29 protein-coding genes and 1 pseudogene are annotated in these 24823 nt (G+C 66.1%); 16 read left to right on the forward strand and 14 right to left on the reverse strand.

Annotated features, from left to right (window positions below):
• Positions 1–437 precede the first annotated feature (437 nt).
• The gene (locus CWS39_RS20490) at positions 438–1040 is read right to left on the reverse strand and encodes a TetR/AcrR family transcriptional regulator (RefSeq protein WP_199178223.1); all 603 of its coding nucleotides are present in this window, start codon (positions 1038–1040) and stop codon (positions 438–440) included.
• Between the two features lie 91 nt (positions 1041–1131).
• On the opposite strand from CWS39_RS20490, the gene CWS39_RS20495 reads away from it, so the two are divergent.
• The gene (locus tag CWS39_RS20495; protein WP_431306155.1) at positions 1132–1995 is read left to right on the forward strand and encodes an alpha/beta fold hydrolase; all 864 of its coding nucleotides are present in this window, start codon (positions 1132–1134) and stop codon (positions 1993–1995) included.
• A gap of 16 nt (positions 1996–2011) precedes the next feature.
• Here CWS39_RS20495 and CWS39_RS20500 read toward each other — a convergent pair.
• Positions 2012–2969: pseudogene (locus tag CWS39_RS20500) on the reverse strand (hypothetical protein).
• A 37-nt stretch (positions 2970–3006) separates the two neighbouring features.
• Between CWS39_RS20500 and CWS39_RS20505 the strand changes: the two are divergent.
• A complete protein-coding gene (locus CWS39_RS20505; protein ID WP_102144756.1) occupies positions 3007–3777 on the forward strand; it encodes an adenylate/guanylate cyclase domain-containing protein in 771 nt (256 codons plus the stop codon).
• Here the strand turns inward: CWS39_RS20505 and CWS39_RS20510 are convergent, their stop codons facing one another.
• A complete protein-coding gene (locus tag CWS39_RS20510; RefSeq protein ID WP_102144757.1) occupies positions 3778–3936 on the reverse strand; it encodes a hypothetical protein in 159 nt (52 codons plus the stop codon).
• Between the two features lie 43 nt (positions 3937–3979).
• Between CWS39_RS20510 and CWS39_RS20515 the strand changes: the two genes are divergently transcribed.
• Complete coding sequence (locus tag CWS39_RS20515) at positions 3980–4657, forward strand: guanylate cyclase (RefSeq protein ID WP_102144788.1); 678 nt, start codon at positions 3980–3982, stop codon at positions 4655–4657.
• A gap of 59 nt (positions 4658–4716) precedes the next feature.
• On the opposite strand, the gene CWS39_RS20520 is transcribed toward CWS39_RS20515, so the two are convergent.
• The 4 genes from CWS39_RS20520 to ychF all read right to left on the reverse strand — a co-directional run bounded on the left by CWS39_RS20520 (position 4717) and on the right by ychF (position 7252).
• Positions 4717–5271: a VOC family protein gene (locus CWS39_RS20520; protein WP_102144758.1), complete on the reverse strand. Its 555-nt coding sequence runs from the start codon at positions 5269–5271 to the stop codon at positions 4717–4719.
• Positions 5272–5469: 198 nt separating this feature from the next.
• Positions 5470–5841 carry a type II toxin-antitoxin system VapC family toxin gene (locus CWS39_RS20525; RefSeq protein WP_102144759.1) on the reverse strand — a complete coding sequence of 124 codons (372 nt, stop codon included), beginning with the start codon at positions 5839–5841 and terminating at the stop codon, positions 5470–5472.
• On the reverse strand, positions 5838–6035 hold the full coding sequence (locus CWS39_RS20530) for a type II toxin-antitoxin system VapB family antitoxin (protein ID WP_102144760.1): 198 nt from the start codon (positions 6033–6035) through the stop codon (positions 5838–5840). Before CWS39_RS20530 ends, CWS39_RS20525 begins: the two co-directional genes overlap by 4 nt.
• A 143-nt stretch (positions 6036–6178) precedes the next feature.
• On the reverse strand, positions 6179–7252 hold the full coding sequence (gene ychF, locus CWS39_RS20535; protein ID WP_102144761.1) for a redox-regulated ATPase YchF: 1074 nt from the start codon (positions 7250–7252) through the stop codon (positions 6179–6181).
• Between the two features lie 83 nt (positions 7253–7335).
• On the opposite strand from ychF, the gene CWS39_RS20540 reads away from it, so the two are divergent.
• Positions 7336–8370, forward strand: a complete 1035-nt coding sequence (locus CWS39_RS20540) for a DUF6542 domain-containing protein (RefSeq protein ID WP_102144762.1) — start codon at positions 7336–7338, stop codon at positions 8368–8370.
• On the opposite strand, the gene CWS39_RS20545 is transcribed toward CWS39_RS20540, so the two are convergent.
• Complete coding sequence (locus CWS39_RS20545) at positions 8371–9372, reverse strand: 4-hydroxy-3-methylbut-2-enyl diphosphate reductase (RefSeq protein WP_102144763.1); 1002 nt, start codon at positions 9370–9372, stop codon at positions 8371–8373.
• Positions 9373–9426: 54 nt separating this feature from the next.
• Here CWS39_RS20545 and CWS39_RS20550 point away from each other — a divergent pair, with 54 nt between their 5' ends.
• The 4 genes from CWS39_RS20550 to CWS39_RS20565 all read left to right on the forward strand — a co-directional run bounded on the left by CWS39_RS20550 (position 9427) and on the right by CWS39_RS20565 (position 12621).
• A complete protein-coding gene (locus CWS39_RS20550; protein ID WP_102144764.1) occupies positions 9427–9993 on the forward strand; it encodes a lipid droplet-associated protein in 567 nt (188 codons plus the stop codon).
• Positions 9990–11237 carry an exodeoxyribonuclease VII large subunit gene (gene xseA, locus CWS39_RS20555; RefSeq protein ID WP_102144765.1) on the forward strand — a complete coding sequence of 416 codons (1248 nt, stop codon included), beginning with the start codon at positions 9990–9992 and terminating at the stop codon, positions 11235–11237. The genes CWS39_RS20550 and xseA overlap by 4 nt, the downstream gene beginning before the upstream one ends.
• The gene (locus CWS39_RS20560; protein WP_102144766.1) at positions 11234–11446 is read left to right on the forward strand and encodes an exodeoxyribonuclease VII small subunit; all 213 of its coding nucleotides are present in this window, start codon (positions 11234–11236) and stop codon (positions 11444–11446) included. The genes xseA and CWS39_RS20560 overlap by 4 nt, the downstream gene beginning before the upstream one ends.
• 62 nt (positions 11447–11508) lie before the next feature.
• Entirely contained in the window at positions 11509–12621 is a 1113-nt protein-coding gene (locus CWS39_RS20565; RefSeq protein WP_102144767.1) for a 3-beta-hydroxysteroid dehydrogenase, read from the forward strand.
• Here the strand turns inward: CWS39_RS20565 and CWS39_RS20570 are convergent.
• From CWS39_RS20570 to CWS39_RS20580, 3 genes are read right to left on the reverse strand one after another with little or no spacing between them, the layout of a single operon-like run.
• Positions 12596–13120: a 2'-5' RNA ligase family protein gene (locus CWS39_RS20570; protein ID WP_102144768.1), complete on the reverse strand. Its 525-nt coding sequence runs from the start codon at positions 13118–13120 to the stop codon at positions 12596–12598. The two genes, CWS39_RS20565 and CWS39_RS20570, sit on opposite strands and share 26 nt — an antisense overlap.
• Before the next feature lie 3 nt (positions 13121–13123).
• On the reverse strand, positions 13124–13402 hold the full coding sequence (locus CWS39_RS20575; protein ID WP_102144789.1) for a dsRBD fold-containing protein: 279 nt from the start codon (positions 13400–13402) through the stop codon (positions 13124–13126).
• A 15-nt stretch (positions 13403–13417) separates the two neighbouring features.
• Positions 13418–13888 (reverse strand): DUF5994 family protein, encoded by a 471-nt coding sequence (locus CWS39_RS20580; RefSeq protein WP_102144769.1) that lies wholly within the window; start codon positions 13886–13888, stop codon positions 13418–13420.
• 241 nt (positions 13889–14129) lie between these two features.
• On the opposite strand from CWS39_RS20580, the gene CWS39_RS20585 reads away from it, so the two are divergent.
• From CWS39_RS20585 to CWS39_RS20595, 3 genes are all read left to right on the forward strand, one after another.
• Positions 14130–15680, forward strand: coding sequence for an arylsulfatase (locus CWS39_RS20585; protein WP_102144770.1), 1551 nt, complete (start codon positions 14130–14132; stop codon positions 15678–15680).
• Entirely contained in the window at positions 15681–16574 is an 894-nt protein-coding gene (locus CWS39_RS20590; protein ID WP_102144771.1) for an HAD family hydrolase, read from the forward strand. It abuts the gene before it with no gap.
• A 72-nt stretch (positions 16575–16646) separates the two neighbouring features.
• The gene (locus CWS39_RS20595; protein ID WP_102144772.1) at positions 16647–17534 is read left to right on the forward strand and encodes a formylglycine-generating enzyme family protein; all 888 of its coding nucleotides are present in this window, start codon (positions 16647–16649) and stop codon (positions 17532–17534) included.
• Here CWS39_RS20595 and CWS39_RS20600 read toward each other — a convergent pair.
• Complete coding sequence (locus CWS39_RS20600; RefSeq protein ID WP_102144773.1) at positions 17531–17779, reverse strand: hypothetical protein; 249 nt, start codon at positions 17777–17779, stop codon at positions 17531–17533. The genes CWS39_RS20595 and CWS39_RS20600 overlap by 4 nt on opposite strands.
• Positions 17780–17966: 187 nt before the next feature.
• Between CWS39_RS20600 and CWS39_RS20605 the strand changes: the two genes are divergently transcribed.
• Genes CWS39_RS20605 through CWS39_RS20615 form a run of 3 tightly spaced genes read left to right on the forward strand, consistent with a single transcriptional unit; the run spans position 17967 to position 20760 of the window.
• A complete protein-coding gene (locus tag CWS39_RS20605; RefSeq protein ID WP_102144774.1) occupies positions 17967–18734 on the forward strand; it encodes an SDR family NAD(P)-dependent oxidoreductase in 768 nt (255 codons plus the stop codon).
• On the forward strand, positions 18731–19567 hold the full coding sequence (locus CWS39_RS20610; RefSeq protein ID WP_102144775.1) for an SDR family NAD(P)-dependent oxidoreductase: 837 nt from the start codon (positions 18731–18733) through the stop codon (positions 19565–19567). Before CWS39_RS20605 ends, CWS39_RS20610 begins: the two co-directional genes overlap by 4 nt.
• 23 nt (positions 19568–19590) lie before the next feature.
• The gene (locus CWS39_RS20615; protein WP_102144776.1) at positions 19591–20760 is read left to right on the forward strand and encodes an AI-2E family transporter; all 1170 of its coding nucleotides are present in this window, start codon (positions 19591–19593) and stop codon (positions 20758–20760) included.
• Here CWS39_RS20615 and CWS39_RS20620 read toward each other — a convergent pair.
• Positions 20735–21583, reverse strand: coding sequence for a dienelactone hydrolase family protein (locus CWS39_RS20620; protein ID WP_102144777.1), 849 nt, complete (start codon positions 21581–21583; stop codon positions 20735–20737). The two genes, CWS39_RS20615 and CWS39_RS20620, sit on opposite strands and share 26 nt — an antisense overlap.
• Before the next feature lie 15 nt (positions 21584–21598).
• Entirely contained in the window at positions 21599–22261 is a 663-nt protein-coding gene (locus tag CWS39_RS20625) for a DUF4245 domain-containing protein (RefSeq protein WP_102144778.1), read from the reverse strand.
• Between the two features lie 53 nt (positions 22262–22314).
• Here CWS39_RS20625 and glpX point away from each other — a divergent pair, with 53 nt between their 5' ends.
• Together glpX and CWS39_RS20635 are read left to right on the forward strand one after the other, a co-directional pair.
• On the forward strand, positions 22315–23343 hold the full coding sequence (glpX, locus tag CWS39_RS20630) for a class II fructose-bisphosphatase (protein WP_102144779.1): 1029 nt from the start codon (positions 22315–22317) through the stop codon (positions 23341–23343).
• 18 nt (positions 23344–23361) lie between these two features.
• Positions 23362–24774 (forward strand): class II fumarate hydratase, encoded by a 1413-nt coding sequence (locus tag CWS39_RS20635; protein WP_102144780.1) that lies wholly within the window; start codon positions 23362–23364, stop codon positions 24772–24774.
• Positions 24775–24823: the final 49 nt, after the last annotated feature.

Raw genomic sequence — 24823 nt, forward strand, 5'->3', positions numbered from 1 at the left:
ACCCGGTGACTTCCCTCCGACAAAACTTCAGCTACCTCCACGTGAGCCGCGGCCAGTCCACACAGCGGAGAGACGCCGGAGAACCGTACATCACCGATTTCCCGGCCAGCAACACTTACGCCCCCGTCACGCCGATCGTCGCAGGGCACGCCCGGATCACCGAGGTGACGGTGCGGGAGCGCCACGCTCCCGGCATCGGACGGCATACGAAAGGCTACGTCGGAAGGCTAGGTCGGCGAAGCAAATTTCAAGGTCACAATCGAGAAAGATTTGGAGACTGCGCCGCGATAATGTTTGGTCAGTGCCTTAATACAATGGGCGAAACATCCACTCAAGCAAACATTCTCATGTCTGCGGATCGTTATTGCGGTTTGCCCGAACCTATTTGCCGTGTCAAAGATTCTTGACCGCCCGACGACGGCTGCGGCGACCAGAACTCATCGCCGATCCGCGCCGAGGGCGCGAAGCGCGAAGTCGAGCACGCCGGCCTGTACCCGCTGCAGCTGGCGTGGGTCATCACTGGACAGCGTCGTCATGCGGCGGCTCACCACGGCGCTGATCGCGACCGCGTCGAGTTCAGGATCGGTCAACGGAAACGACCCGGTGTCGCGGCCGCGCCGCAGAATCGCGGCCAGCGAGCGCTCCCGGTCGACGTGCGACCGCTCACGGGCCTCTCGGTAACCCTTCGCGGCGCGCACCTCGTCGGAGTCCAGCACCATGAAATGCGTGCGCAGCCGCAAATCATGAGCGAGGCCGAACATTTGCTCGATCCATGCCTTCAGGGCCGCGACGGGGTCTGCGGATGCGTCGTCGGCAATTCGATCGAGCCGCTCGGCCAGCGCGTCGCTCTCCTGGCGCAGCATCGCGAGGAAAAGCTCGTCCTTGGACGCGAAGTGACGGTAAAACGCGCGGGTGGACACCCCGGCCCGGGACAGGATGGCCGCGACGGGTATGGGCCCGCTGTGCGGCTCGGACAAACACCCGTACGCGGCGTCGATGATCCCTTCGCGGTCGTCATCGCTCGTCGTATCGGGCTGCACGAGGGCCGATTGTAGGGAGCGCGTCGGGGGCGGGCCGAGGGCCGCCGCAAACGTGCGCCTGGGTAACGTGAGGCGGGGGTCTGGCGAGAGGATGTCCGTGAGCAAGGCGCGCAGCGAAGCACAGACCGTGAAGTTCCGTGGTGCCGAAGGCCTGTTTTTGGTGGCGGACGAGTGGAATCGCGGCGCCAATTCCGACCGGCCGAGCGTATTGATGCTGCACGGCGGCGGGCAAAACCGGCACTCGTGGAAGAACACCGGCCAGATATTGGCCGACGACGGCCTGCACGTCGTCGCGCTGGACAGCCGCGGACACGGCGACAGCGACCGCTCACCCGAGGCGAACTATTCGGTGGACATCCTGTGCGAGGACACGCTTGCGGTACTCGAACAGATCGGGCGGCCGGTGATGCTGATCGGCGCCAGCATGGGCGGGATGACCGGAATTCTCGCGGCCCGAGCCGCTGGACCGCAGAAGGTGACGGGGCTGGTGCTCGTCGACGTGGTGCCGCGCTACGAGAAGAGCGGAAGCGCCCGTATTCGCGACTTCATGTTCAACCACATCCACGGCTTCGACACGCTGGAGGCAGCCGCCGAGGCGGTCGCGGAGTATCTGCCGCACCGGACCAAACCGCGCAGCCCCGAAGGGTTGAAGAAGAATCTGCGCCACCGCGACGGACGGTGGTACTGGCATTGGGATCCACAGTTTCTCAGCAAGCCGATGGACGACCCGTTCATCCGGGTGGAAAAGCTCGAGCAGGCCGCAATCGAACTGACGATTCCCATCCTGCTGATCCGCGGGAAGCTCTCGGACGTGGTGAGCATCGAGGGCGTGCAGGACTTCCTCGCCAAGGTGCCGCACGCGGAGTTCGTCGAGCTCTCCGACGCCGGACACACCGCGGCCGGCGACGACAACGATGCATTCACCGACGTCGTCGTGCAGTTCGTGAACCGGTGATGTTCGCGGGCGGCGGTTAGGCCAACAGCGGCACCGTGCCGTGGCGAGTGTCTGTGAGGATCTCAAACATGGCGCGCCGAGTCGCGACGAGCTCGGTGTCGCGAATGTGCGGCCCCCACACCGCGACCTTGCACGTCGCCAACGCCGAGTTGTAGCAGAAACTTCGACGTGCCGTTGGTGTCGGTGTAGGTCAGCCCGATGACATCGCCGGGTTCGGCAGTGATCTTGCCCTCCAACTCGATTCCGTCGGCCAGCCCGGTGAACGACCACGCGAACGGGTAGTAGCTGCCGCGGGTGAGCCGGGTGGCGGCGATCGATCGCACGGCGTATTCACTTCCGCCATGGCGCCATACGAACAGTGTGGCCTCCGGCAGCCGAAGTGGCCCGATTCTCGCTCGGGCCGTGACGATTTCGAGTGTCGAGTCGGGCGCGTTGTCGAAACCGCACACCTGGCCGAACGCATACGCCGGAGTGTGCCGTCGTCCCCAGTTGTGGTTGACGCTGCCGGTCCAGCCGTCGACCACGACCCGGACGTCGTCGATCTCGAGTTGGCCGTCGAACTGGGCGAGCGGATGGCGGACCATCGTCTTCGCGGTCGGGAACCGCGCGCGATATGCCCGCTCGGTGAGCAGTTTCACCGGCTCCTCGTCACCGGGTGTGATGCGCAGATCCCAACGGGCCGAATGCTTTCCGCCGGTGATCACGCCGCGAGCTGAGCGGTCGTCGAGCGTGGCGGCCGCGATCTGGGCGGTCCAGGTGTCGTACTCGAAGGCGGCGGAGCCCATCGGATAGGGCTCCTTGACAGCCCGATTGCCGGCGCCGTCGGGATCGAACAGCATCACCCACACATCGGCGGAGGGATCGCCGGCCGTCGGGCGCAACACGGTCTCGCGCAGCCACAACGCGCGTGGACCGTCCGGGTCGTTGGCGCGGATGAAGCGACTCTCGTAATAGGGGGCCTTGTCGGACTGCACAACTCCAGCATCCAATACTTGAGCAGTGACGGGAACGATGATCGCGATCTACGTGCTCGCCGGCATCGCCGTGGTCGAGGCCATCGCGCTCGTCGTGTTCTGGGTGGTGTTGACCCGTACTCGGCGCGAGGCCGACGAGCTACGCCGGCGCGTCGACACCCGCACCATGCTGCTCACCGGTGGCCGGGAGGCCGTCAGCAAGGTGTGGCAGACGGCCAGCATCCTGCGCAAGGAGGGCCTCGGCGCGGCCGTGCGCTCATCCATCGAGGACCTCGCCGACTGGGCCGAGGTGGAACGGCCCGACCTCGCGCGGCTGGCGCCGAGTGGCAAGGTGGTGATTCTGTTCACCGACATCGAGGAGTCGACGGCGCTGAACAACCGCATCGGCGATCGGGCGTGGGTGCGGCTGATCAGCAGCCACGACAAGATGGTCCGCCGATGCGTGAATCGCCATTCCGGCCACGTGGTGAAGAGTCAGGGCGACGGGTTCATGATCGCGTTCGCCCAGCCGGAGCAGGCGGTGCGGTGCAGCCTCGACATCCAGCGCGCACTTCGCAAGCGGCCCAACGGCATTCGCGTGCGGATCGGTATTCACATGGGCAAGTCGGTGCGGCGCGGCGACGACTTGTTCGGCCGCAACGTCGCGATGGCCGCGCGGGTGGCCGGTCAGGCCGATGGCGGTGAGACGTTGGTGAGCGAACCGGTGCGCAACGCGCTGGCCGACGTCGAGGACATCACGTTTGACGATGGCCGCGAGGTTGAGCTCAAGGGGTTCTCCGGCACGCATCGGCTGTACGCGGTGGGGTAATCAGCCCTTCTCGGCCTCGGCCAGGCGCTGGTGCAACCGGGCGCGGATGTCGTCGGGCGTATAGGAGTTGCGTCGGCGTTGATCCCGCGCCACCAGCACACCGCCGGCGACGACACCGGCGACACTGGCCAGGCCAATCCACTTCCAGATGCTGCGCATGAACAAAGTGTGCCTCTAAGTTGGGCGTGTGGACGCGAACACGGTGTCGTTGGAGCGCGCGTTGGATGAGACCCGCACCGGGGACATCTGGTTGTTTCGCGGTGGATCGGGACCCGACCGGGCGATCCAGACGCTGACCAACGCCCCGGTCAACCACGTCGGCATGACCGTCGCGATCGACGACCTGCCGCCGTTGATGTGGCATGCCGAACTGGGCGACAAGCTCACCGACATGTGGACCGGCGACAACCATCGCGGGGTGCAGCTCAACGATGCGCGCCAGGCCGTGGAGCGGTGGGTGCACAACTACGGGCAGCGGTGCTGGCTGCGTCAGCTCATCCCGCACGCCAGCCGTGAACAAGAGGATCGGATGCTGCGGGTGATCGCGCGGATGGACGGCACGCCGTTCCCGTCGACGATGCGGCTCACCGGCCGCTGGTTCCGGGGCCGGGTGCCGACGCTGGCTGATTGGACGCGGGGAATTCCGTTCGTGGACAGCAAAGTTCGTGAGTCGACGCAGCGTAAGAAGGCGCAGAAACGCGAAGTGGGTTTGGAGACGGCGTATTGCGCGGAGACCGTCGCGATCACCTACGAGGAGATGGGCCTGCTCACCACCGAGAAGCACTACAGCTGGTTCGATCCGGGCAAGTTCTGGAGCGGCGACAATCTACCGCTGGCGCCGGGCTACCGGCTGGGTGACGAGATCGCCGTCGTGGTGTAGCTGTCCGTCCCGAGATCGACGAAATGGTCGCTGTCGAGCGTCCGATTGCAACCATTGCGTCAGTCTCGACGGGGCAGCATTCGCTTCGCCTGCCGGGTAACGCCAGGCACCGTGTTCGCCAGATCTGGCCGGCTCTTGGCGAAACCGCGAAGTGCGCGATAGAAAGACCAAACTTGCTGGGGCGTGGGAACCTTCGGTATCCACGCCAGCTCCCAATGAATTCGGTTGATCGGGTCGTCGAAGAACACGGCGTAGTAGCCGGGCCAATACTGCGGGTATTCCTTCGGCTCGTCGGTGACCGGGACATCTCGCTTCATCAAGAAGTCGCGATGAAAGCGGTCGACCTCTTTTCGGCTGCGGGCCCACAGCGCAATGTGGTTGATGCCGACCGCCTGGTCGCTATGGGTCAACTTCACCCCCGTGCGCGCTGGCTGAATACCAATGTAGCTGTGCGGGTTGACATATCGCGTCATGTAGTAGATCGACTGGTATTCCATGTTCAGAGACGAGAAGCTGCTGTATCCGAGCCAGCCGAACAACTCGTCGTAGAACGCAATGGAGTCGTCATAGTCCAATACCGCGAACTCGACATGGCTGACACCGCGCCACCGCATCCCGCCTCCTCCATTGACTACTACGAACTGTAGTAGTCAATGCGCTCGATGTGAAGGCCAGTGGACTACGGACTAGTCGTGGCGACTGGCGACGAGGTCGACGCCATGGTTGTTCAACAACTGCAATTGCCCGTTCTCGTGACCATGGTGTCGATCTCGCCCGCAGCCAGGAATTCGACCACGCCGCGAGACCACGCATCACTCTTCATCGATCGACGCCACGCCGACATCGATACTGGCTTGCTTGAGCCGCTTGTCCCTCGTCCACAACTTCGCTCCGTCCGCGATGAGCACCGATCCGAGGAGGCCGGCGTCGACCGCACTGAGCCCGCGGCCCCACAGCCGGTGAGAATTGACCAGATGGAGAAGCTCTTCGTGGGTGACGACCGGAAACTGATGGAGGTTTTCCAGTGAGTCCAGGACCACCTCGCGCTGCGTGATCGAACCCAATGCCAACTCTTCGATGACCATTGGGTGACAACCGACCTCGTCTGCGACCAGCAGTGCCGCCAGCCTCGGATCGTTCGCGTGGAAGTGATCGATCCACACCGAAGTGTCGACGAGAATCACTCGCCTGACGCCCTCCGCCGAGGGGCGGCTGTGGCCTGTGGATCTGTTCCACCCAGCGCAGCGAGTCTGCGCGCACTCTCCACTCGGATCAGCGTCTGCAAACCCTGCCGGAGTAAGGCGGCGTTCTCATGCACCCCCGTGAGCTCGGCCGCCTTCTCCAGAAGCGCATCGTCAATGGTTACCGTCGTTCGCATTGCGCACCTCATTCTGCATCAAATGATGCATTCCATGATGCCATACGCGGCGGACGCTAGAAGCACGCCGCGCAACCGTTGACACTGCGGTGAGGGCGCAAAAGTGCGGGAGAACACCGCCATAGCCGCAGAGTCAACGGGCGCTAGACGTTGAACCTGAACTCCACCACGTCGCCGTCGGCCATGACGTAGTCCTTGCCCTCCATGCGGACCTTGCCCGCCGCCTTCGCCGCCGCCATCGACCCAGCGGCCACCAGGTCGTCGAACGACACGATCTCGGCCTTGATGAAGCCCTTCTCGAAGTCGGAATGGATGACGCCCGCGGCCTTGGGCGCCGTGTCGCCCTGGTGAATCGTCCACGCCCGCGCCTCTTTTGGACCCGCCGTCAAGAACGTCTGCAACCGCAGTGTGTGAAAGCCCGCCCGCGCCAACGCATCCAGGCCCCGTTCGGTCTGCCCGATCGACTCCAGCAGCTCCGCCGCCGACTCGTCGTCGAGCTCCTGCAACTCCGCCTCGATCTTGGCGTCCAGGAACACCGCGTCCGCCGGCGTCACCAACTCCCGCAGCGACGCCACGCGCGCGGAATCGGTCAGCACCGCCTCGTCGGCGTTGAACACATACAGGAACGGCTTGGTGGTCAACAGGTTCAGCTCGCGCAACTCCCCCGCATCGAAGCCCGCCCCGAACAACGTCGTGCCGCCGTTGAGCACCTCCTGCGCGGCCGCCGCGGCGTCGTAAACCGGCCGCCGGTCCTTGTGCGTCCGCGCCTCCTTCTCCAGCCGCGGCAGCGCCCGCTCCAGCGTCTGCAAATCGGCCAGGATCAGCTCGGTCTCGATCACCTCGATGTCGGACTTCGGATCGATCCGGCCGTCGACGTGCGCGACGTCGTCGTCGGTGAACACCCGCACCACCTGGCAAATCGCATCGCATTCGCGAATGTTGGCCAGGAACTTGTTGCCCAGCCCGGCGCCCTCCGACGCTCCCTTCACCAGACCCGCGATGTCGACGAACGTGACCGTCGCCGGGACGATCTTGGCGGAGTCGAACATCTTCGCCAGCACGTCGAGCCGGGAATCGGGCAACGGCACTACGCCCTCGTTCGGCTCGATCGTCGCGAACGGGTAGTTGGCCGCCAGCACGTTGTTGCGCGTCAGCGCGTTGAACAAGGTCGACTTGCCCACATTCGGCAGCCCGACGATTCCCAGGTTTAGACCCACAGGCACCAGAGTCTAGGAGAAGTGACGTACTCGCCCGTGTGTGCTGGCAGCACTCCGCCAGAGATAGCCGGTACGGTCGACGTGTGTCAGGACAGCGCGCACGGTCGGCGGTGGAAGCCGACCATCGATCCGCGCACCCCAACATCCCGGGTCTGCCGTGGTGGGGAGCTGTGCTGCTGGCGGTGACGGCTACCGCCATGGGCTTCGCGTTCGACGCCGGCTCCGGCGAACGAGAGCTGAGCATGGTCTTTGCGGGGTGCTACGCACTGGGCTGCATCCTCGCCGTGCTCGCCGTCCGTCAGGCGGGCATCTTCACGGCGGTTATTCAGCCGCCGCTGATCCTCTTCGTCGCGGTGCCAGGCGCATACTTCCTGTTCCACGGCGGGCAGATCACCAGCCTCAAGGACACGCTGATCAACTGTGGCTATCCGCTGATCGAGCGGTTCCCGTTGATGTTCTTCACCTCGGCCGCGGTGCTGCTGATCGGCATGGCCCGCTGGTATTACGGCATCACCGCGAAGTCGAAGACACCCGCCACACAAAAATCCAAGGCCGCCGCGGGCACTGGCCTGCTGGCCGCGGTGACGTCCAAGATCTCGTCGCTCACCGCCCGCCAACCGGCCGACGACGGGCTCGAACGCGAGCCGCCGCGGCGCAAACGCCCCAGCGAGCGGCCTGCCCGCGCAGGCAAGGCCACCGCGCCGGGCGCCACCCGCGTCGCCCGCAAGCCGGTGAAACGGGCCACGCCGTCGCGCTCCCGGCATACCCGTCCCCCCGAGCCCGACTTCGTCGATCCCGCGGAGCGTCCGCGCCGGCCCCGCCCGTCGCGACGGGCCGAGCCGTCGGCGGCCGACGAACCGCGCTGGCGACCCCGCACCCAAGCCCCACGCGAACGCAGGCAGCCGCCCACCGACCGCCGCGCCGCCTATGAGCGTGCCCGGCGGCGGGTCGATGACTTCGATGCGTTCGAGGCCCAGGAGGCCGCCCGCAATGGGACTCACCATCCGATCTCGCGGGTGCGGTATCGCGGCACCGACGACGGGGACGACGCCCGTGCGCAGTACCGAACCCGGCCGCGGTCGCGGCGGGATACCGATGCGTGGGAGTACGACGCGTAATCAGCGGCGCGCGGGACGGATCTCCCGCGGCAGCGCGAAGACCAGCGTCTCGTTCGCCGTCGTGACCGGCTGAACGATGTCAAAGCCGTACTCGGCCAATCGCTCGAGCACACCCCGCACCAACACTTCAGGCACCGAGGCACCTGAGGTGACGCCGACGGTCGTCACGCCGTCGAGCCAGGCCGGGTCGATGTCGTCGGCGTAGTCCACCAAGTGGGCGGCATCGGAGCCGGCGCCCAGCGCCACCTCCACCAGCCGCACCGAATTCGACGAGTTGCGCGAGCCCACCACGATCACCAGTTCGCATTCCGGGGCCATCGCCTTCACGGCGACCTGACGGTTCTGGGTGGCATAGCAGATGTCGTCGCTGGGCGGGTCCTGCAGCTTGGGGAAGCGTTCTCGCAGCCGCTGCACGGTCTCCATCGTCTCGTCGACGCTCAACGTGGTCTGGGACAGCCAGATGACCTTGTCCTCGTCGCGGACGGTCACCTTGTCCACCGCGTCTGGGCCGTCGACCAGCTGCACGTGATCGGGCGCCTCACCGGCGGTGCCGATGACCTCCTCGTGGCCTTCGTGGCCGATGAGCAGGATGTCGTAGTCGTCGCGGGCGAAGCGCTTGGCCTCGTTGTGCACCTTGGTGACCAACGGGCACGTCGCGTCGATCACCTGCAGGTTGCGTTCCTTGGCGTTGACGTGCACCGTCGGCGCCACACCATGCGCCGAGAACACCACGATGGCGCCCTCGGGCACCTCGTCGGTCTCGTCGACGAACACCGCGCCCGCCTTGGCCAGCGTGTCCACCACGTGGCGGTTGTGCACGATCTCGTGGCGCACGTAGACCGGGGCGCCGTGTTTCTCCAGTGCGCGCTCCACGGTTTCGACGGCGCGGTCGACGCCGGCGCAATACCCTCGCGGCTCGGCCAGCAGGACGCGTTTACCCGTCACGCCGCCACTCACCGAGCTCGAAGCACCCGGAATCCCCATGTTGATCGTCGGCGGCATGGCTTCCAGGGTACTGACCCTCGACCTCGACAAGCCAGCCGTAGGCTAGGGGCCATGGGAACAGCACCGTATGGGGTCCGGCTGCTGGTCGGAGCGGCGGCGACGGCCATCGAGGAAACCCGGAAGCTTCCACAGGCGATCTTGACCTATCCGATGACGGTTGCCAGCCAGGTCGCGCACATCGTGATGAAGGTGCAGCAGGACCTGGCCGACTTGGTCATCAAGGGCGACGAGACGCTGGAACAACTGTTCCCGCCAAAGGATGAGCAGCCCGAATGGGCCACGTTCGACGAGGACCTGGAAGACGAGCTGCCCCCGCGGCCCAGCGGCGACGGGGAACGCCGCACCGAGGGCCGGTTCGCGCTCTTCACCAGCGGCGAGCCGGATCAGCCCGGCGACGGTCCCGCCGAGAAGGAAGCCAGGCTGGCGAAGGCCGACCCGCCCGACATCGTGCACGAGCTGGACTATGAGTCGCTGACGCTGGCACAGCTGCGGGCCCGGCTGCCCTCGTTGCGGGTGGCCGACCTCGAGGCGCTGCTGGCCTATGAGGGCGCCACCAGGGCGCGGGCACCGTTCCAGACCCTGCTGGCCAACAGGATCACCCGCGCCACCGCCAAGTGACGTCTTCTGAGCCCGGGCAGTCCCCCGAGAACCCGTGGCCGGTCCGCGCCGTCGCCACCCGGGTTGCCAAGTGGATCGACCGCCTCGGCATCGTCTGGGTCGAGGGCCAGTTGACCGAACTGAAGGTCCGGGCCGACTCCAAGACGGCGTTCATGGTCTTGCGCGATCCCGCCGCGGACATGTCTTTGAGCCTGACCTGTCCCCGCGACCTGGTGCACAACGCGCCCGTCAAGCTGTCAGAGGGCACCCAAGTGGTGGTGTGCGCGAAGCCGTATTTTCACACCGGACGGGGCTCATTCTGGTTGCGCGTCAGTGAGATTCGCGCCGTCGGCATCGGCGAGCTGCTGGCCCGCATCGAGCGGTTGCGCAGGCTGCTGGACGCCGAAGGCCTGTTCGATCCGCGACTCAAGCGCCCGATTCCGTTCTTGCCCAACTCTATTGGGCTGATCACCGGCCGCGCATCGGCCGCCGAGCGCGACGTGATGACGGTCGCGTCGGCACGCTGGCCAGCGGTGCGGTTCGCGGTGCGCAACACCGTGGTCCAGGGCCCCAACGCGGTGCCGCAGATCGTCGCGGCGCTGGCAGCGTTGGACGCCGATCCCGCCGTCGACGTGATCGTGCTGGCTCGCGGCGGCGGCAGCGTCGAGGATCTGCTGCCGTTCTCCGACGAATCGCTGTGCCGCGCGATCGCCGCGTGCACTACGCCCGTCGTCAGCGCGGTCGGCCACGAACCCGACAACCCGGTGTGCGACCTCGTCGCCGATCTGCGCGCCGCCACCCCGACCGATGCCGCCAAGCGCATCGTCCCCGACGCCGCCGCCGAACAAGCCCTGGTCACCGACCTTCGCCGGCGCAGCGCCCGCGCCCTGCGCAACTGGGTCAACCGCGAGCAGCACGCGCTCGACCAGTTGCGCAGCCGCCCGGTGCTGGCCCAGCCGTTGAGCGCCCTGACCGCCCGCTCCGAGGAAGTGCACCGGGCGATCACCGCCGCGCGCCGCGACATCACCCGGCTGATCGCCGCCGAGACCGACCGCGTCGGCAACTTGTCGGCCCGGCTGGCCACACTGGGACCCGCGGCCACCCTCGAACGGGGTTACGCCGTGGTGCAGACGGTCTCGGATTCCGGGGAGGCGACGGTGCTGCGCACGACGGACGACGCGCCCGCGGGCACCCGGCTGCGGGTGCGAGTGTCCGACGGGGCCATAGCGGCGACGAGCGACGGCGCCGAGGAGGCCAAGACATGAAGCCCATTAGTGAATTGGGGTACGAAGAGGCCCGCGACGAGCTGATCGATGTCGTGCAGCGTCTCGAACAGGGCGGACTTGACCTCGATGCGTCGCTGAAACTGTGGGAAAGAGGCGAAGAACTGGCTCGACGCTGTGAAGAGCACTTAGCTGGTGCCCGCAAGCGAGTGGAGGATGCGCTGGCCTCCCGGGACGCCGACGAAAGTTGACAATGCAACCAGTCTCGAAGTAGGGACTCGAAACTGAAACATGTTTCATTTATGCTCGCCGCATGGGCGATGCTTCGTTGACGACTGATCTTGGCCGTGTGCTGGTGACCGGGGGCTCCGGTTTTGTCGGGGCCAACCTGGTGACCACCCTGCTCGAACGCGGTCACGAGGTCACCTCCTTTGACCGGGCACCGTCCCCGCTGCCGGCCCATCCTCGGCTTCGGGTCATCGAGGGCGACATCTGCGATCCGGAGACCGTCGCGAAAGCCGTCGAGGGTATCGACACGATCTTTCACACCGCCGCGATCATCGACCTGATGGGCGGCGCCTCGGTCACCGAGGAGTACCGCCAGCGCAGCTTCGCGGTGAACGTCGGCGGCACCGAGAACCTCGTGCACGCGGGACAGGCGGCGGGCGTGAAACGCTTCGTCTACACCGCGTCAAACAGCGTGGTGATGGGCGGCCAGCCGATCTCCGGCGGCGACGAAACACTGCCCTACACCGAGCGATTCAACGATCTCTACACCGAAACCAAGGTCGTCGCCGAACGATTCGTGTTGTCGCAGAACGGGGTTGGCGGCATGCTCACCTGCTCCATCCGGCCCAGCGGTATCTGGGGCCGCGGCGACCAGACCATGTTCCGCAAGGTTTTCGAAAGCGTGCTCGCCGGCCACGTCAAGGTGCTCATCGGCGGCAAGCACATCAAGTTGGATAACTCCTACGTACACAACCTGATTCACGGCTTCATCCTGGCCGCCGAGCACCTGGTGCCGGGCGGGACGGCACCCGGTCAGGCCTATTTCATCAACGACGGTGAACCGATCAACATGTTCGAGTTCTCCCGGCCGGTGGTCGAAGCGTGCGGTGAGCCCTACCCGCGTTTGAGGATCTCCGGAAAGCTGGTGAAGTGGGTGATGACGGTGTGGCAGTGGCTGCACTTCCGCTTCGGACTGCCCAAGCCGATGCTGGAGCCCCTTGCCGTGGAACGGCTTTATCTCGACAACTACTTCTCCATCGCCAAGGCGCAGCGGGATCTGGGCTACCGGCCGCTCTACACCACCGAACAGGCGATGAAGGAGTGCCTGCCGTACTACGTCGACCTGTTCAACCAGATGAAGGCCGCGGCGCACCCGCATGCGGTAGCGGTCGTCACGGAAGAGCACGTAGCGGGCTGACCTCACCGGTCGCGCTGTTGACCAACGCAGCCCGGTCCAACCGCGCCTGCAGCGGCAGCACATCCATCACGGCGGCCACCACCGTCGGCAACTGAGCCAGTGTCGCGCGCGGCGCGAGCGAGCAGTGCGGCAACCAGATGCCCGGCCGATAGTGCTTGTGCAACTCGGCGCCGGTCGCGGTGACGGCCTCGACGACGAGCTGCTGGCGTGCCACCACGTCGGCGCTCACTCCGGAAACCAGCCACGCCCGCCCGCGGCGGAACAACCCCACCCCGTCAAAACTCAGCTCCACCGGCTCGCCGCCGTCGAGTGCCGTCAGCGCGGCGATCACCTCGGCGTCATCCCATTTGCGCAACACCGCATACGAGACGTGCGGGACGTGGCGGCCGTGGGTGTGGGAGCGCAGGCTGGGCACACCGCGCTCCTCGAGCCGGTTCCACAGCCCGCGCACCGCCCGCTCGGATCGCCGGTCGAAGAGCAGGCAGACCGCGAGCGCCACGGCTCAGTGATACAGGTGCACCGGCTGGTGCGTGGCGTTCTCGATCCGCGTCGACGCCTCATGGAGCAATTCGGTGCCCAGGGCGATCAGCGCGCGGGCCGCGGCGATTTCCTCGCCGACCATCGGCTGGTTGTCGTCCTTCGGGTTGCGGTAGGCGTCGCCGGTGGTGGTCAGGGTGGCCTCGTCGCGGAGCTTGGCGTGCGCGGACGCGTGGGTGTGCACGTCATCCTCGGAGAACTCGATCTCGACGTGCCACTGGTTGTCCAAGGCCTTGTCGTACATCGCAATCACCTCCACCTACAAGGGTGCGCCGTCGCGAGCCTTCGCACCAGATGTGGGAGTGAAATGGCGGACGAGATGGCGCAGCGCGACGACCTGCATGGGCTCGACCGCGTCGGAGACCGCGCCAAGGATGCGGCCTGCGGCGTCGGCGGGGATGGAGGGCGGCACGACGTAGAGCACGGCGCTGCGCGAATGCGTGCCCATCAGATAGATAGTGTCGCCCGCGACCAGCTGGTAGGGGTCAACGGCGATCGCCGAGTTACCCCGGATGATTCGCGACGGCGCCGGCTGCCACATGCTGCGGTCGTAGACCACCCGATGCACCGGGCCCAGCCACCGACCGAAAACTGCAACGAGATCCGGCAGTTCCGTTTTCAGGTCGGTGCTCTTGGGCCACCACGCGCCATCGACGCTGTCCGGAAGAGTGGAATGACCACACAATGCCAGCCGGGTAACACTCGAAGACTTGGAAGCGACTTGCACCATAGGTGGTGCTCCCGTCAGCTATAGAACCAATCGCAGACGGTAACCGGGTGGCGGCACGCGACGAACCTACGACTCTTCCAGGGTAGCCCACCGGCCGACGGGACCGCCGGTCCCATGCTGCGCGAGTTTTATCGTCAACGCGGACAACGGATTTAATTTCTTAATGTCGGCTACGTGAATTTCGCGTCGTCAGGCATTCAGCCCCGTAGCATCGGGGATTCCACCATTTAAAGGAGGAGCTGTGCCCGACGGTAAACCCAACATTCTGGTCATCTGGGGCGACGACATCGGCATCACCAACCTGAGCTGTTACAGCGATGGCCTAATGGGCTACCGCACCCCGAACATCGACCGCATCGCCGCTGAGGGCATGCGCTTCACCGACTCCTACGGTGAGCAAAGCTGCACCGCCGGCCGCGCGGCGTTCATCAGCGGGCAAAGCGTGTACCGCACCGGCATGAGCAAGGTCGGTATTCCCGGCGCCGACATCGGCTGGGCCGCGGAGGATCCGACGATCGCCGAACTGCTCAAGCCGCTGGGGTATGCCACCGGACAGTTCGGCAAGAACCATTTCGGCGATCACAACAAGTATCTGCCGACCGTGCACGGGTTCGACGAGTTCTTCGGAAACCTGTACCACCTCAACGCCGAAGAGGAGCCGGAGCAGTTCGACTATCCACACAAAGACCAGTTCCCGAAGCTCTATGAGCTGGCCCATCCACGCGGGGTGCTCAAGTGCAAGGCCACCGACGAGGTGTCCAAAGAACCCGACGATCCCAAGTTCGGCCCGATCGGCAAGCAGACCATCGAGGACACCGGTCCGCTGAACCGCAAGCGGATGGAAACCATCGACGACGACATCGCCGATGCCACCGTCGACTACATCAGGCGCCAGAACGAGGCGGGCAACCCGTTCTTCGTCTGGTGCAACTTCACCCACATGCATGCGTTCACGCACACCAAGCCGGAAAGCGTTGGCCAGGCGGGGCTGTGGCAGTCCCGCTACCACGACACGATGATCGACCACGACCGCAACGTCGGCACGGTGCTGGATTGCCTCGACGAACTCGGCATCGCCGAGGACACCATCGTCATCTACTCCACCGACAACGGCCCGCACCGCAACACCTGGCCGGACGCGGGCACCACCCCGTTCCGCAGCGAGAAAGACACCAACTGGGAGGGCGCCTTCCGCGTGCCCGAGCTGATCCGCTGGCCCGGCAAGATCCCGGCAGGCGTGGTGTCCAACGAGATCATCCAGCACCACGACTGGTTACCCACCCTCTTGGCCGCCGCCGGCGAACCCGACATCATCGAGAAGCTCAAGAAGGGACATAAGGCCGGGGCCGACGGAAAAACCGAGTACAAGGTCCACATTGACGGGTACAACCTGCTGCCGTACCTGACCGGCGAGGTGGAGCACAGCCCGCGGCGGGGCTTCTTCTACTTCTCCGACGACGGCGATTTGGTCGCCATGCGGTTCGAGAATTGGAAGGTCGTGTTCATGGAACAGCGTTGTCAGGGCACGCTGCGGATCTGGGCTGAACCGTTCACGCCACTGCGGGTGCCCCTGCTGTTCAACCTGCGAACCGACCCGTTCGAGTTCGCCAACATCACCTCGAACACGTATTACGACTGGCAGTTCAAGCACGATTTCTTCGTGTTCTACGCGACCGCGATGGCGACGAAGTTCCTCGAGACGTTCAAGGAGTTCCCGCCGCGACACCCACCGGCCAGCTTCAGCATCGACCAGGCAGTGGAGAAACTGAACGAGTTCCTGGCGAAGGACTAGATGGTGGACTCCTGGATCGACGGCCCTGCGAAGTCGGCGATTGTCGACTTCGTGGGGCGCGCCGTCGCCGAGGTAGAACCGGCTTCGCGCGTCGCCGTGTTCGACAACGACGGGACGCTGTGGTGCGAGAAGCCGGCCTATATTCAGCTCGACTTTCTGGTGCGCCGGTTCGTCGAGCAGGCCACCGCGGACCCGTCGCTGCGTGACACGCCGCCGTACAAAGCCGCCGTCGAGGGTGATCTGAACTGGTTCGGCGACGTCGTCACCAAGCACTATCAGGGCGACGACTCACAGTTGAAAGTGCTTGCCGGGGCGATACTTTCGGCGCACAGCGATATCACCGTCGAAGAGCACGCCGCGCGGGTGAAGGCGTTCTTTGCCGAGGCCCAACATCCGACGCTGAACCGGCCGTATACGGCATGCGGCTATCGACCCATGGTCGAACTGCTGCGCTATTTGGAAGACAACGGCTTCACCACGTTGATCGCCTCCGGTGGCGGCCGCGATTTCATGCGTCCGGTCACCATGGACATGTACGGCATTCCGCCGGAGCGGGTAATCGGCAGCTCCGTCGGGCTGGAGTTCCGCGATGGAAACCTTTACACCACAGAGAAAGCGGAGTTTCTCGACGACGGCCCGGTCAAGCCGGCGCGCATCTGGGGCCGGACCGGGCGACGGCCGATCTTCGTCGCAGGCAATTCCAACGGCGACATCGAAATGCTGCAGTACGCCTCGGCGGGGTCTGGGCCATCGTTCGGTGTGCTGGTGCTGCACGACGACGCCGAACGCGAATTCGACTACACCGCAGGCGCGGAGAAGGCGCTGGAGCTGGCCGGCTCCAGCGGCTGGACCGTCGCCAGCATCAAGAATGATTGGGCCACCGTCTTTGCCTAACCCCTTTGCGTCGACTCTGCACTCAGGGCGCAGAAGCTCGAGTAACCCCCGCGCTGGATGCAGAGTCGACACATGACGGCCGAGGATCTGGTGTGGATCCCGGCGCAATCGGCCGTCGTCGGCTCCGACAAGCACTACCCCGAGGAAGCGCCCGCCCGCGAGGTGAGCGTCGACGGGTTCTGGATCCAGCCTTACCAGGTGACCAACGCGCAGTTCGCCGAATTCATCGCTGCCACAGGGTATGTCACCGTCGCCGAGCGTCCGCTGAACCCCGACGACTATCCGGGCGCCCCGCCGGAGAACCTGCAGCCGGGGTCGATGGTGTTCACCCGCACCGCCGGGCCCGTCGACCTCCGCGACATCTACCAGTGGTGGACGTGGACGACGGGCGCATGCTGGAACCACCCCCGCGGTCCGCGGTCGTCGTACAAGGGCCGCGAGGACCATCCCGTCGTGCACATCGCGTACGAGGACGCCGAGGCCTTCGCGGCGTGGGGGGGCCTGGAGTTGCCGACCGAAGCCGAATGGGAGGTCGCGGCCCGCGGCGGCCTCGCGCACGCGACCTACACGTGGGGCGACGAGCCGGAGCAGCCCGGCGAGCGCCTTGCGAACTACTGGCACGGCGAGTTCCCGTACCTGCCCGAGTCCGGCTACGGCACCACCAAGCCGGTGGGCAGCTTCCCGTCCAACGGCTACGGGTTGTTCGACATGGCCGGCAATGTGTGGGAGTGGACCGCCGACTGGTACGGCGAAGACCGCGCCACCGAGGCGTGCTGCGCCGCCGACAGCTACGACCCGGCGCAGCCTCAGTTCAAAATCGGACGCAAGGTGATCAAGGGCGGGTCATTCTTGTGCGCCGACAGCTATTGCATGCGGTATCGCCCCGCCGCGCGCCGTCCGCAAATGATCGACACCGGCATGAGCCATATCGGCTTCCGCTGTATTCGCCGCCAGATTTAGGCCACCGTCAAATTGTCGCTATCAACGAATACCAGTCGTCCGTCGTCGAGGCTGACCGCCCACCGGCGCGCCGGATCAGCGACGTGCTGATCGCCGATGTCGACCGGTTTCCCAGCCATGTCCCCGAAATCCTCGATCACCACGCCACGGGTTTCGTCGCTCGTGCCCGGGAACACGATCACGACCTTATCCACCGCGATCGTGTCGTCTTTCTTTTCCTGGGTCGACCCTTTCCGCTTGGCCATTTTGTCGCCTCACATTCGTCGTACCCGACCGCTGTAGTTAATCGTAAATCCGTCACGAATATGGTGCTTCGAATTGCCGGATCGTGACTGCGTCGCATTGAGGCTGTGTCGAGATCGACACCGGGGCTGGTGCGGGGCTCGGCGGTGGGCCAAGATGCCTAGGACATCTTTCTAATTGAGGAGCGTTATGAGCACCCCACGCACCGCCATCGTCGTCGGCGGCGCCTCCGGCATCGGCTGGGCCAGCGCGAAGGCGTTGGCCGCCGACGGCTGCCGCGTCGTCGTCGCCGACCTCAACGGCGACGGGGCCAAGGCCCGAGCGGCCGAACTCGGTGACCCACACACCGCGGCGCAGGTCGACGTCACCGACGAGGCCTCGGTGCAGCGGCTGTTCGACGAAACCGGCGACGTCGACGTCGTGGTGAGCTGCGCGGGCTTCAGCAATGTCGGGCTGATCGTGGATATGCCGGTCGAGGATTTCCGCTCGGTCATCGATGTCTGCCTCACCGGCGCCTTCATCGTCGCCAAGCACGCCGGACGGCATCTGCGCGACGGCGGTGTGCTGGTGTCGATGTCGTCGCTGAACGGCCGCCAGCCCGGGGCCGGGATGAGTGCATACTGCGCCGCGAAGGCGGGGCTGTCGATGCTCACCCAGGTGGCGGCACTCGAGCTGGGGCCGAAGGGAATTCGCGTCAACGCCATCGCCCCCGGTTTTGTGCACACGCCGCTGACCGAAGCGGCCGCGATGGTGCCGGGTGTGGTCGAGGAGTATGTGGAGAACACCGCGATCGGCCGCGCGGGGCAGCCCGAAGACATCGCCGAAGCGGTGGTGTTCCTGTGTTCACCGAAGGCGTCCTGGCTCACCGGCGAAGTGTTGGACCTCAACGGCGGCGCGCACCTCAAGCGCTATCCCGACGTGATGGGTCACGTGATGAAACTGGCTGAGCAGTCGTGACTTTCGCGGGAAAGCAGGCGATCGTCACCGGCGCCGGTTCGGGCATCGGCGCGGCGCTGTGCCGGGCGCTGGCCGCCGCGGGCGCCGAGGTGCTGTGCACCGACATCGACGGTGAGGCGGCGGCCCGCACTGCGGACGCGATCGGTGCCCGTTCGGCGCGCCTCGATGTCACCGACGCCACGGCCGTGCAGGCGGCCGTCGACGAGGTGGTGGCGCGTGCGGGGCGGTTGGATCTGATGTTCAACAACGCCGGGATCGTGTGGGGCGGCGACACCGAACTGCTGACACTGGACCAGTGGAACGCGATCATCGACATCAACATCCGCGGCGTCGTGCACGGTGTCGCGGCCGCCTACCCGCAGATGATCAAGCAGGGCCACGGCCATATCGTCAACACGGCGTCGATGGCGGGGCTGACGGCCGCCGGGCAGCTCACCAGCTATGTGATGAGCAAACACGCCGTCGTCGGCATGTCGTTGGCGCTGCGCTCGGAGGCGGCGGCCCGCGGCGTCGGCGTGCTGGTCGTCTGCCCGTCGGCCGTGGAAACTCCGATCCTCGACAAAGGCGCCGTCGGTGGCTTCGTCGGGCGCGATTATTTCCTGACGGGCCAGGGCGTCAAGACCGCCTACAACGCCGACAAGCTCGCGCATGACACGCTGCGCGCCGTCGAGCGCAACAAGGCGGTTTTGGTGAAACCCCGGCGCGCACACGCACAATGGCTGTTCGCGCGGCTGGCGCCGGGGCTGATGCAGCGTCTGTCGATGCGCTTCGTCGCCCAGCAACGCGCCGGTCAGCGGGCGGGAACGACGGCAGGCGGGCCCGGGCCGGGTTAAGGTTCTCCCCGGAAAGGGCGCGCATGAACGACGAATTCACCACCACGCAAAAGCGCGCCCTGGCGGTCTGCACGGTGTTGGCCCTGCTTGTCGGGGCTTACTTTTTGCGCAACTTCTTTGTCCTCATCGTCGTCGCAGCCGTCGGCGCGTACCTGTTCACCCCGCTCTACGAACGGCTGCGACGCCGGTTCAACACCGGCCTGTCCGCCACTTTGACACTGTTGACGGCGGTGTTGATGGTCATCGTGCCGGTCGCCGGTTTCGTGTTTCTCGCCATCGTGCAGATCACGCATATGGTCAACGCGGTCAGCGGGTGGCTCGCCGATACCGATCTGAGCACGCTGGGCGACCGCACGCTGCGGCTGGTCAACGAATTGCTTTCGCGCGTGCCGTTTTTGGACATCACCGTCACGCCCGAGTCGCTGCGCGATGCGGTGGTCACGGTGTCGCAGCGGGTGGGCGAATGGCTGCTGGGGCTGCTGCAGGGTGCGGTCGGCGGGGTGGTCGGCGCCATCGCGGCGTCGATCATCTTTCTCTACGTGTTCATCTCGATGCTGGTGAACCGCGAGGAGATCCGCACGCTGATCCGTCGCCTCAACCCGCTGGGCGAGGAGATCACCGACCTGTATTTGGCCAAGACCGGGGCGATGGTGAAGGGAACGGTCAAGGGCCAGTTCGTGATAGCCCTGTGTCAGGGCGTGGCGGGCGCGATCTCGATCTACCTCGCCGGCTTCCACGACGGCTTTTTCATCTTCGCGATCCTGCTGACGGCGCTGTCGATCATCCCGCTCGGCGGTGGCATCGTCACGATCCCGTTCGGTATCGGAATGATGTTCTTCGGCAACATCATCGGCGGCGCATTCGTGGTGATCTGGCATCTACTGGTGGTCACCAACATCGACAACATTCTGCGGCCGATCCTGGTACCCAGGCAGGCCCGGCTGGATCCCGCGCTGATGCTGCTGGCGGTGTTCTCCGGCATCGCGATGTTCGGGTTCTGGGGCATCATCATCGGTCCGGTGCTGATGATCATCATCGTCACCACGATCAGCGTCTACCTCGCGGTGTACAAGGGCGTCGAGCTCGAGGTGCACGAGGACGACGAGGAGCCGAAAAACCAGTGGATGCGGCGGCTGCGGCGGCGCTGGGCCAAGAAGCCCGAGCCCGCTACTGAGCAGCCAGCCGCTCCGTGAGGAATTCGACCACGCGTTTGCGCGCCTCGTAGGCCGGGTGCCCGTCGACCTCACGCACCTGGTCGGTGAGCACCGAATGCGCCATCCGGCCCAGCCCGTCGGGATTGCCTGGCGCCGAGTCGATTTCGATCACCTCGAACGCATCGCCGAGCCGGTCCTTGAGCGTCTTGAACCGCTCGCCGGGCACCATCGGATCCTGGGTGAACCGAAGCCCCATTGCGCACAGGCCCTCGGTGGCGGCGCGCTGTTCGATGATCTTCAGCTCGCCCTCGGACAGTCCGGGATCGCGGCGCTGTTTCGGTGTCAGCGGCAACGGCAATGACGGCTGGCTCAACACCGGGGCGAGCACACTGTCGTCGACCGCGGCGGCCAGCGCGAACCCGCCTGTGAAGCACTGCCCGATCACCCCGACGCCCTTACCCGGCGTCTGCTCGTTGAGATCCCGCGCCAACGCCCGCAACCACCGGGCCACCGGGCGGTCGGCGTTGGTGGCGAACGCCGCGAATTCCTTTGCCACACAACCGCGTACCAGCGTCCCCATCGCGCCGAGGCTCAGCGCCGGCGCGCCAGGCGTACCGAACAGCGACGGCGCGGCAACGGTGAAGCCGTTGTCCACCAAATGATTACCCAGCGCCAGCACACCGGGATGCAGGCCGGGCATCTCGGGAATGAGGACCACACCGGGGCCGTCGCCCTTGCGGTAGACGTCGTAGGTGAACCCGGCCGCGGTGAACGGCGCGGCGCTCCAGCCGGTGAGGTCGGCCTCCGGAGCCGCCTGGCCGGCGACATTCGGATCCGGAGCCTCGGATTTGCGAGCCGTCACGGTGGGCCTCCTAGATCACTGGCTGGTCACGGGTAGCGGCCGCTGGGTCTGCGTCGCCGCCGCCAGTGTACGGTACTCATCCGTACCGCCGGCGCCCGTGATCGCGAGCTGGACAGCACCGCCCGGCCCGGCCAGCCGCGTCGTCCATACCGGCTCGGCGTCCTCGCCGCCCTCGTAGACCACCCACTTCACGCCGTGGACGTCCTGCGCCCCGGTGGGCACCAGGTCGGTGTTGATGGAGCCGACGAGCTTGTCCTCGTCGGCATTGCTCTGCGTCAGACTCAGATACATGCCGCTCGGCGCGAGATAGCCCACCCGCGAGGTGACCGCGCGGGTCAGGTTTCCGGACGGATCGGTGCGGCCGTCCTCGATCGAGCCGCGGCCACCGGAGTTGGACTGCCAGCCCTCGGGCAGCGCCGGCAGCCGGATCGGGATCTTGAGCGCGTCGGCGTCGGCCTGCAGCGCGGCGGGTGCGTCGTACGTCGGCACCGGGCCCCTGCCCGGTCCGCTGGCCTGGAACGAGCACATGCCGAGCACCCCGGCGAGCGCGATGCAGGCCAGCACGATCGGCGCCATCGACCAGAACATGTCCCGGCCGTCCTGCAACAGGCGCGGCTTCTCCACCTTGGGCGGTGGACCGGCGGCATCTGGCCCGCTCGGCGGCGGCTGGGTCGTCATGCCGCCAGTATCCCAGCTGCTGACGGCCGATCCTCTAATGGGACAATCTGCGCATGAGCCCCTCCCGTGGTGAAGCCCCCGACCGCAACCTCGCTCTCGAGTTGGTGCGGGTGACGGAGGCCGGAGCAATGGCCGCGGGCCGCTGGGTCGGCCGCGGAGACAAAGAGGGCGGCGACGGCGCGGCGGTCGACGCGATGCGCGAGCTGGTCAATTCGGTGTCGATGCGCGGCATCGTGGTGATCGGCGAGGGCGAGAAGGACAACGCGCCGATGCTCTACAACGGCGAAGAAGTCGGCAACGGCGACGGCCCCGAGTGCGACTTCGCCGTCGACCCGATCGACGGCACCACGCTGATGAGCAAGGGGCTGGCCAATGCGATCTCGGTGTTGGCGGTGTCGGAGCGTGGCACCATGTTCGACCCTTCGGCGGTCTACTACATGGACAAGATCGCGGTCGGGCCCGAGGCGGCCGACGTCATCGACATCACCGCCCCGATCGGCGAGAACGTCCGCAAGGTGGCCAAGGCCAAGAACCTGTCGGTGTCGGATCTGACGGTGTGCATCCTGGACCGGCCGCGCCACGAGAAGCTGATCGCCGATGTGCGCGCCGCCGGTGCCCGCTGCCGGCTGATCTCCGACGGCGATGTGGCGGGCGCGATTTCGGCGTGCCGGCCCAACACCAGCACCGACATGCTGGCCGGTATCGGCGGCACGCCCGAGGGCATCATCGCCGCCGCGGCCATCCGTTGCATGGGCGGCGCGATCCAGGCCAAGCTGTGGCCCAAGGACGACGAGGAACGCCAGAAGGCGATCGACCGCGGCCACGACCTCGACCGGGTGCTGACCACCGAGGAATTGGTGTCCGGGGAGAACGTGTTCTTCTGCGCCACCGGCGTGACCGACGGTGACCTGCTCAACGGCGTGCACTACTACAGCGGTGGCTGCACCACGCAGTCGATCGTGATGCGGTCCAAATCCGGCACCGTCCGGATGATCGAGGCCTACCACCGGCTGTCCAAGCTCAACGAATACTCCGCCATCGATTTCACCGGCGATTCCAACGCCATCCAGCCTCTGCCGTAACAAACAACGAGGGAGCACATGACCGACAGCGCCGTCGACACCGAGTACCGCATCGAGCACGACACCATGGGCGAGGTCCGGGTGCCCATCAACGCGCTGTGGCGCGCGCAGACCCAGAGGGCGGTGGAGAACTTCCCGATCTCCGGGCGCGGGCTGGAGCGCACCCAGATCCGTGCGCTGGGTCTGCTGAAAGGCGCTTGCGCGCAAGTGAACAAGGATCTGGGGCTGCTGGCGCCGGAGAAGGCCGACGCGATCATCGCGGCGGCCGGTGAGATCGCCGACGGTCTGCACGACGACCAGTTCCCCATCGACGTGTTCCAGACCGGTTCGGGCACCAGCTCGAACATGAACACCAATGAGGTGATCGCGAGCATCGCCGCGCAGAACGGCGTCACGGTGCACCCCAACGACGACGTGAACATGTCGCAGTCGTCCAACGACACCTTCCCGACGGCGACGCACATCGCCGCGACCGAAGCCGCTGTGCGCGATCTGATTCCGGCTTTGGAGGTGCTGCACGAGTCGCTGACCGCCAAGGCGCGGCAATGGCGCACCGTCGTCAAGTCCGGCCGCACGCACCTGATGGATGCCGTGCCGGTGACGCTGGGCCAGGAGTTCGGCGGGTACGCCCGCCAGATCGAGGCGGGCATCGAACGGGTCCGCGGATGTCTGCCCCGGCTGGGTGAGCTGGCCATCGGCGGCACGGCTGTGGGCACCGGGCTGAACGCGCCGGACGGATTCGGCGCGCGCGTCGTCGAGGTGCTGGTCTCGCAGACGGGCCTGCCCGAATTGCGCACGGCCGTCGACTCTTTCGAGGCGCAGGCGGCCCGCGACGGGCTGGTGGAGGCGTCCGGGGCGCTGCGGGTGATCGCGGTGTCGCTGACCAAGATCGCCAACGATATCCGCTGGATGGGCTCCGGGCCGTTGACCGGTCTTGCCGAACTTCAACTGCCGGATCTGCAGCCGGGTTCGTCCATCATGCCGGGAAAGGTGAATCCGGTCATACCCGAGGCTGTGACGCAGGTGGCCTGCCAGGTCGTCGGCAACGACGCGGCGATCGCGATGGGCGGCGCGTCGGGTGCCTTCGAGCTCAACGTGTACATCCCGATGATGGCGCGCAACCTGCTGGAGTCGTTCAAGCTGTTGGCCAACGTGTCAAAGCTGTTCGCCGAGAAGTGCATTGACGGGCTCGTGGCCAACGAGCAGCGCCTGCGGGAGCTGGCCGAGTCGTCGCCGTCGATCGTCACGCCGCTGAACTCGGCGATCGGCTACGAGGAAGCCGCGAAGGTGGCCAAGCAGGCGCTGGCCGAGAAGAAGACGATCCGCCAGACGGTGATCGACCGTGGACTGATCGGTGACAAGCTGTCGCTGGAGGAGCTCGATCGCCGGCTGGATGTGCTGGCGATGGCGAAGGTCAAGCCCGGCGAGTAAATCGCTCTGCGATTTCGGCGCGCTGGGTCGCGCTGAGCGGGCTGTATCG

The sequence above is a fragment of the Mycobacterium hubeiense genome (assembly GCF_002838065.1).
Classification (GTDB): domain Bacteria; phylum Actinomycetota; class Actinomycetes; order Mycobacteriales; family Mycobacteriaceae; genus Mycobacterium; species Mycobacterium hubeiense.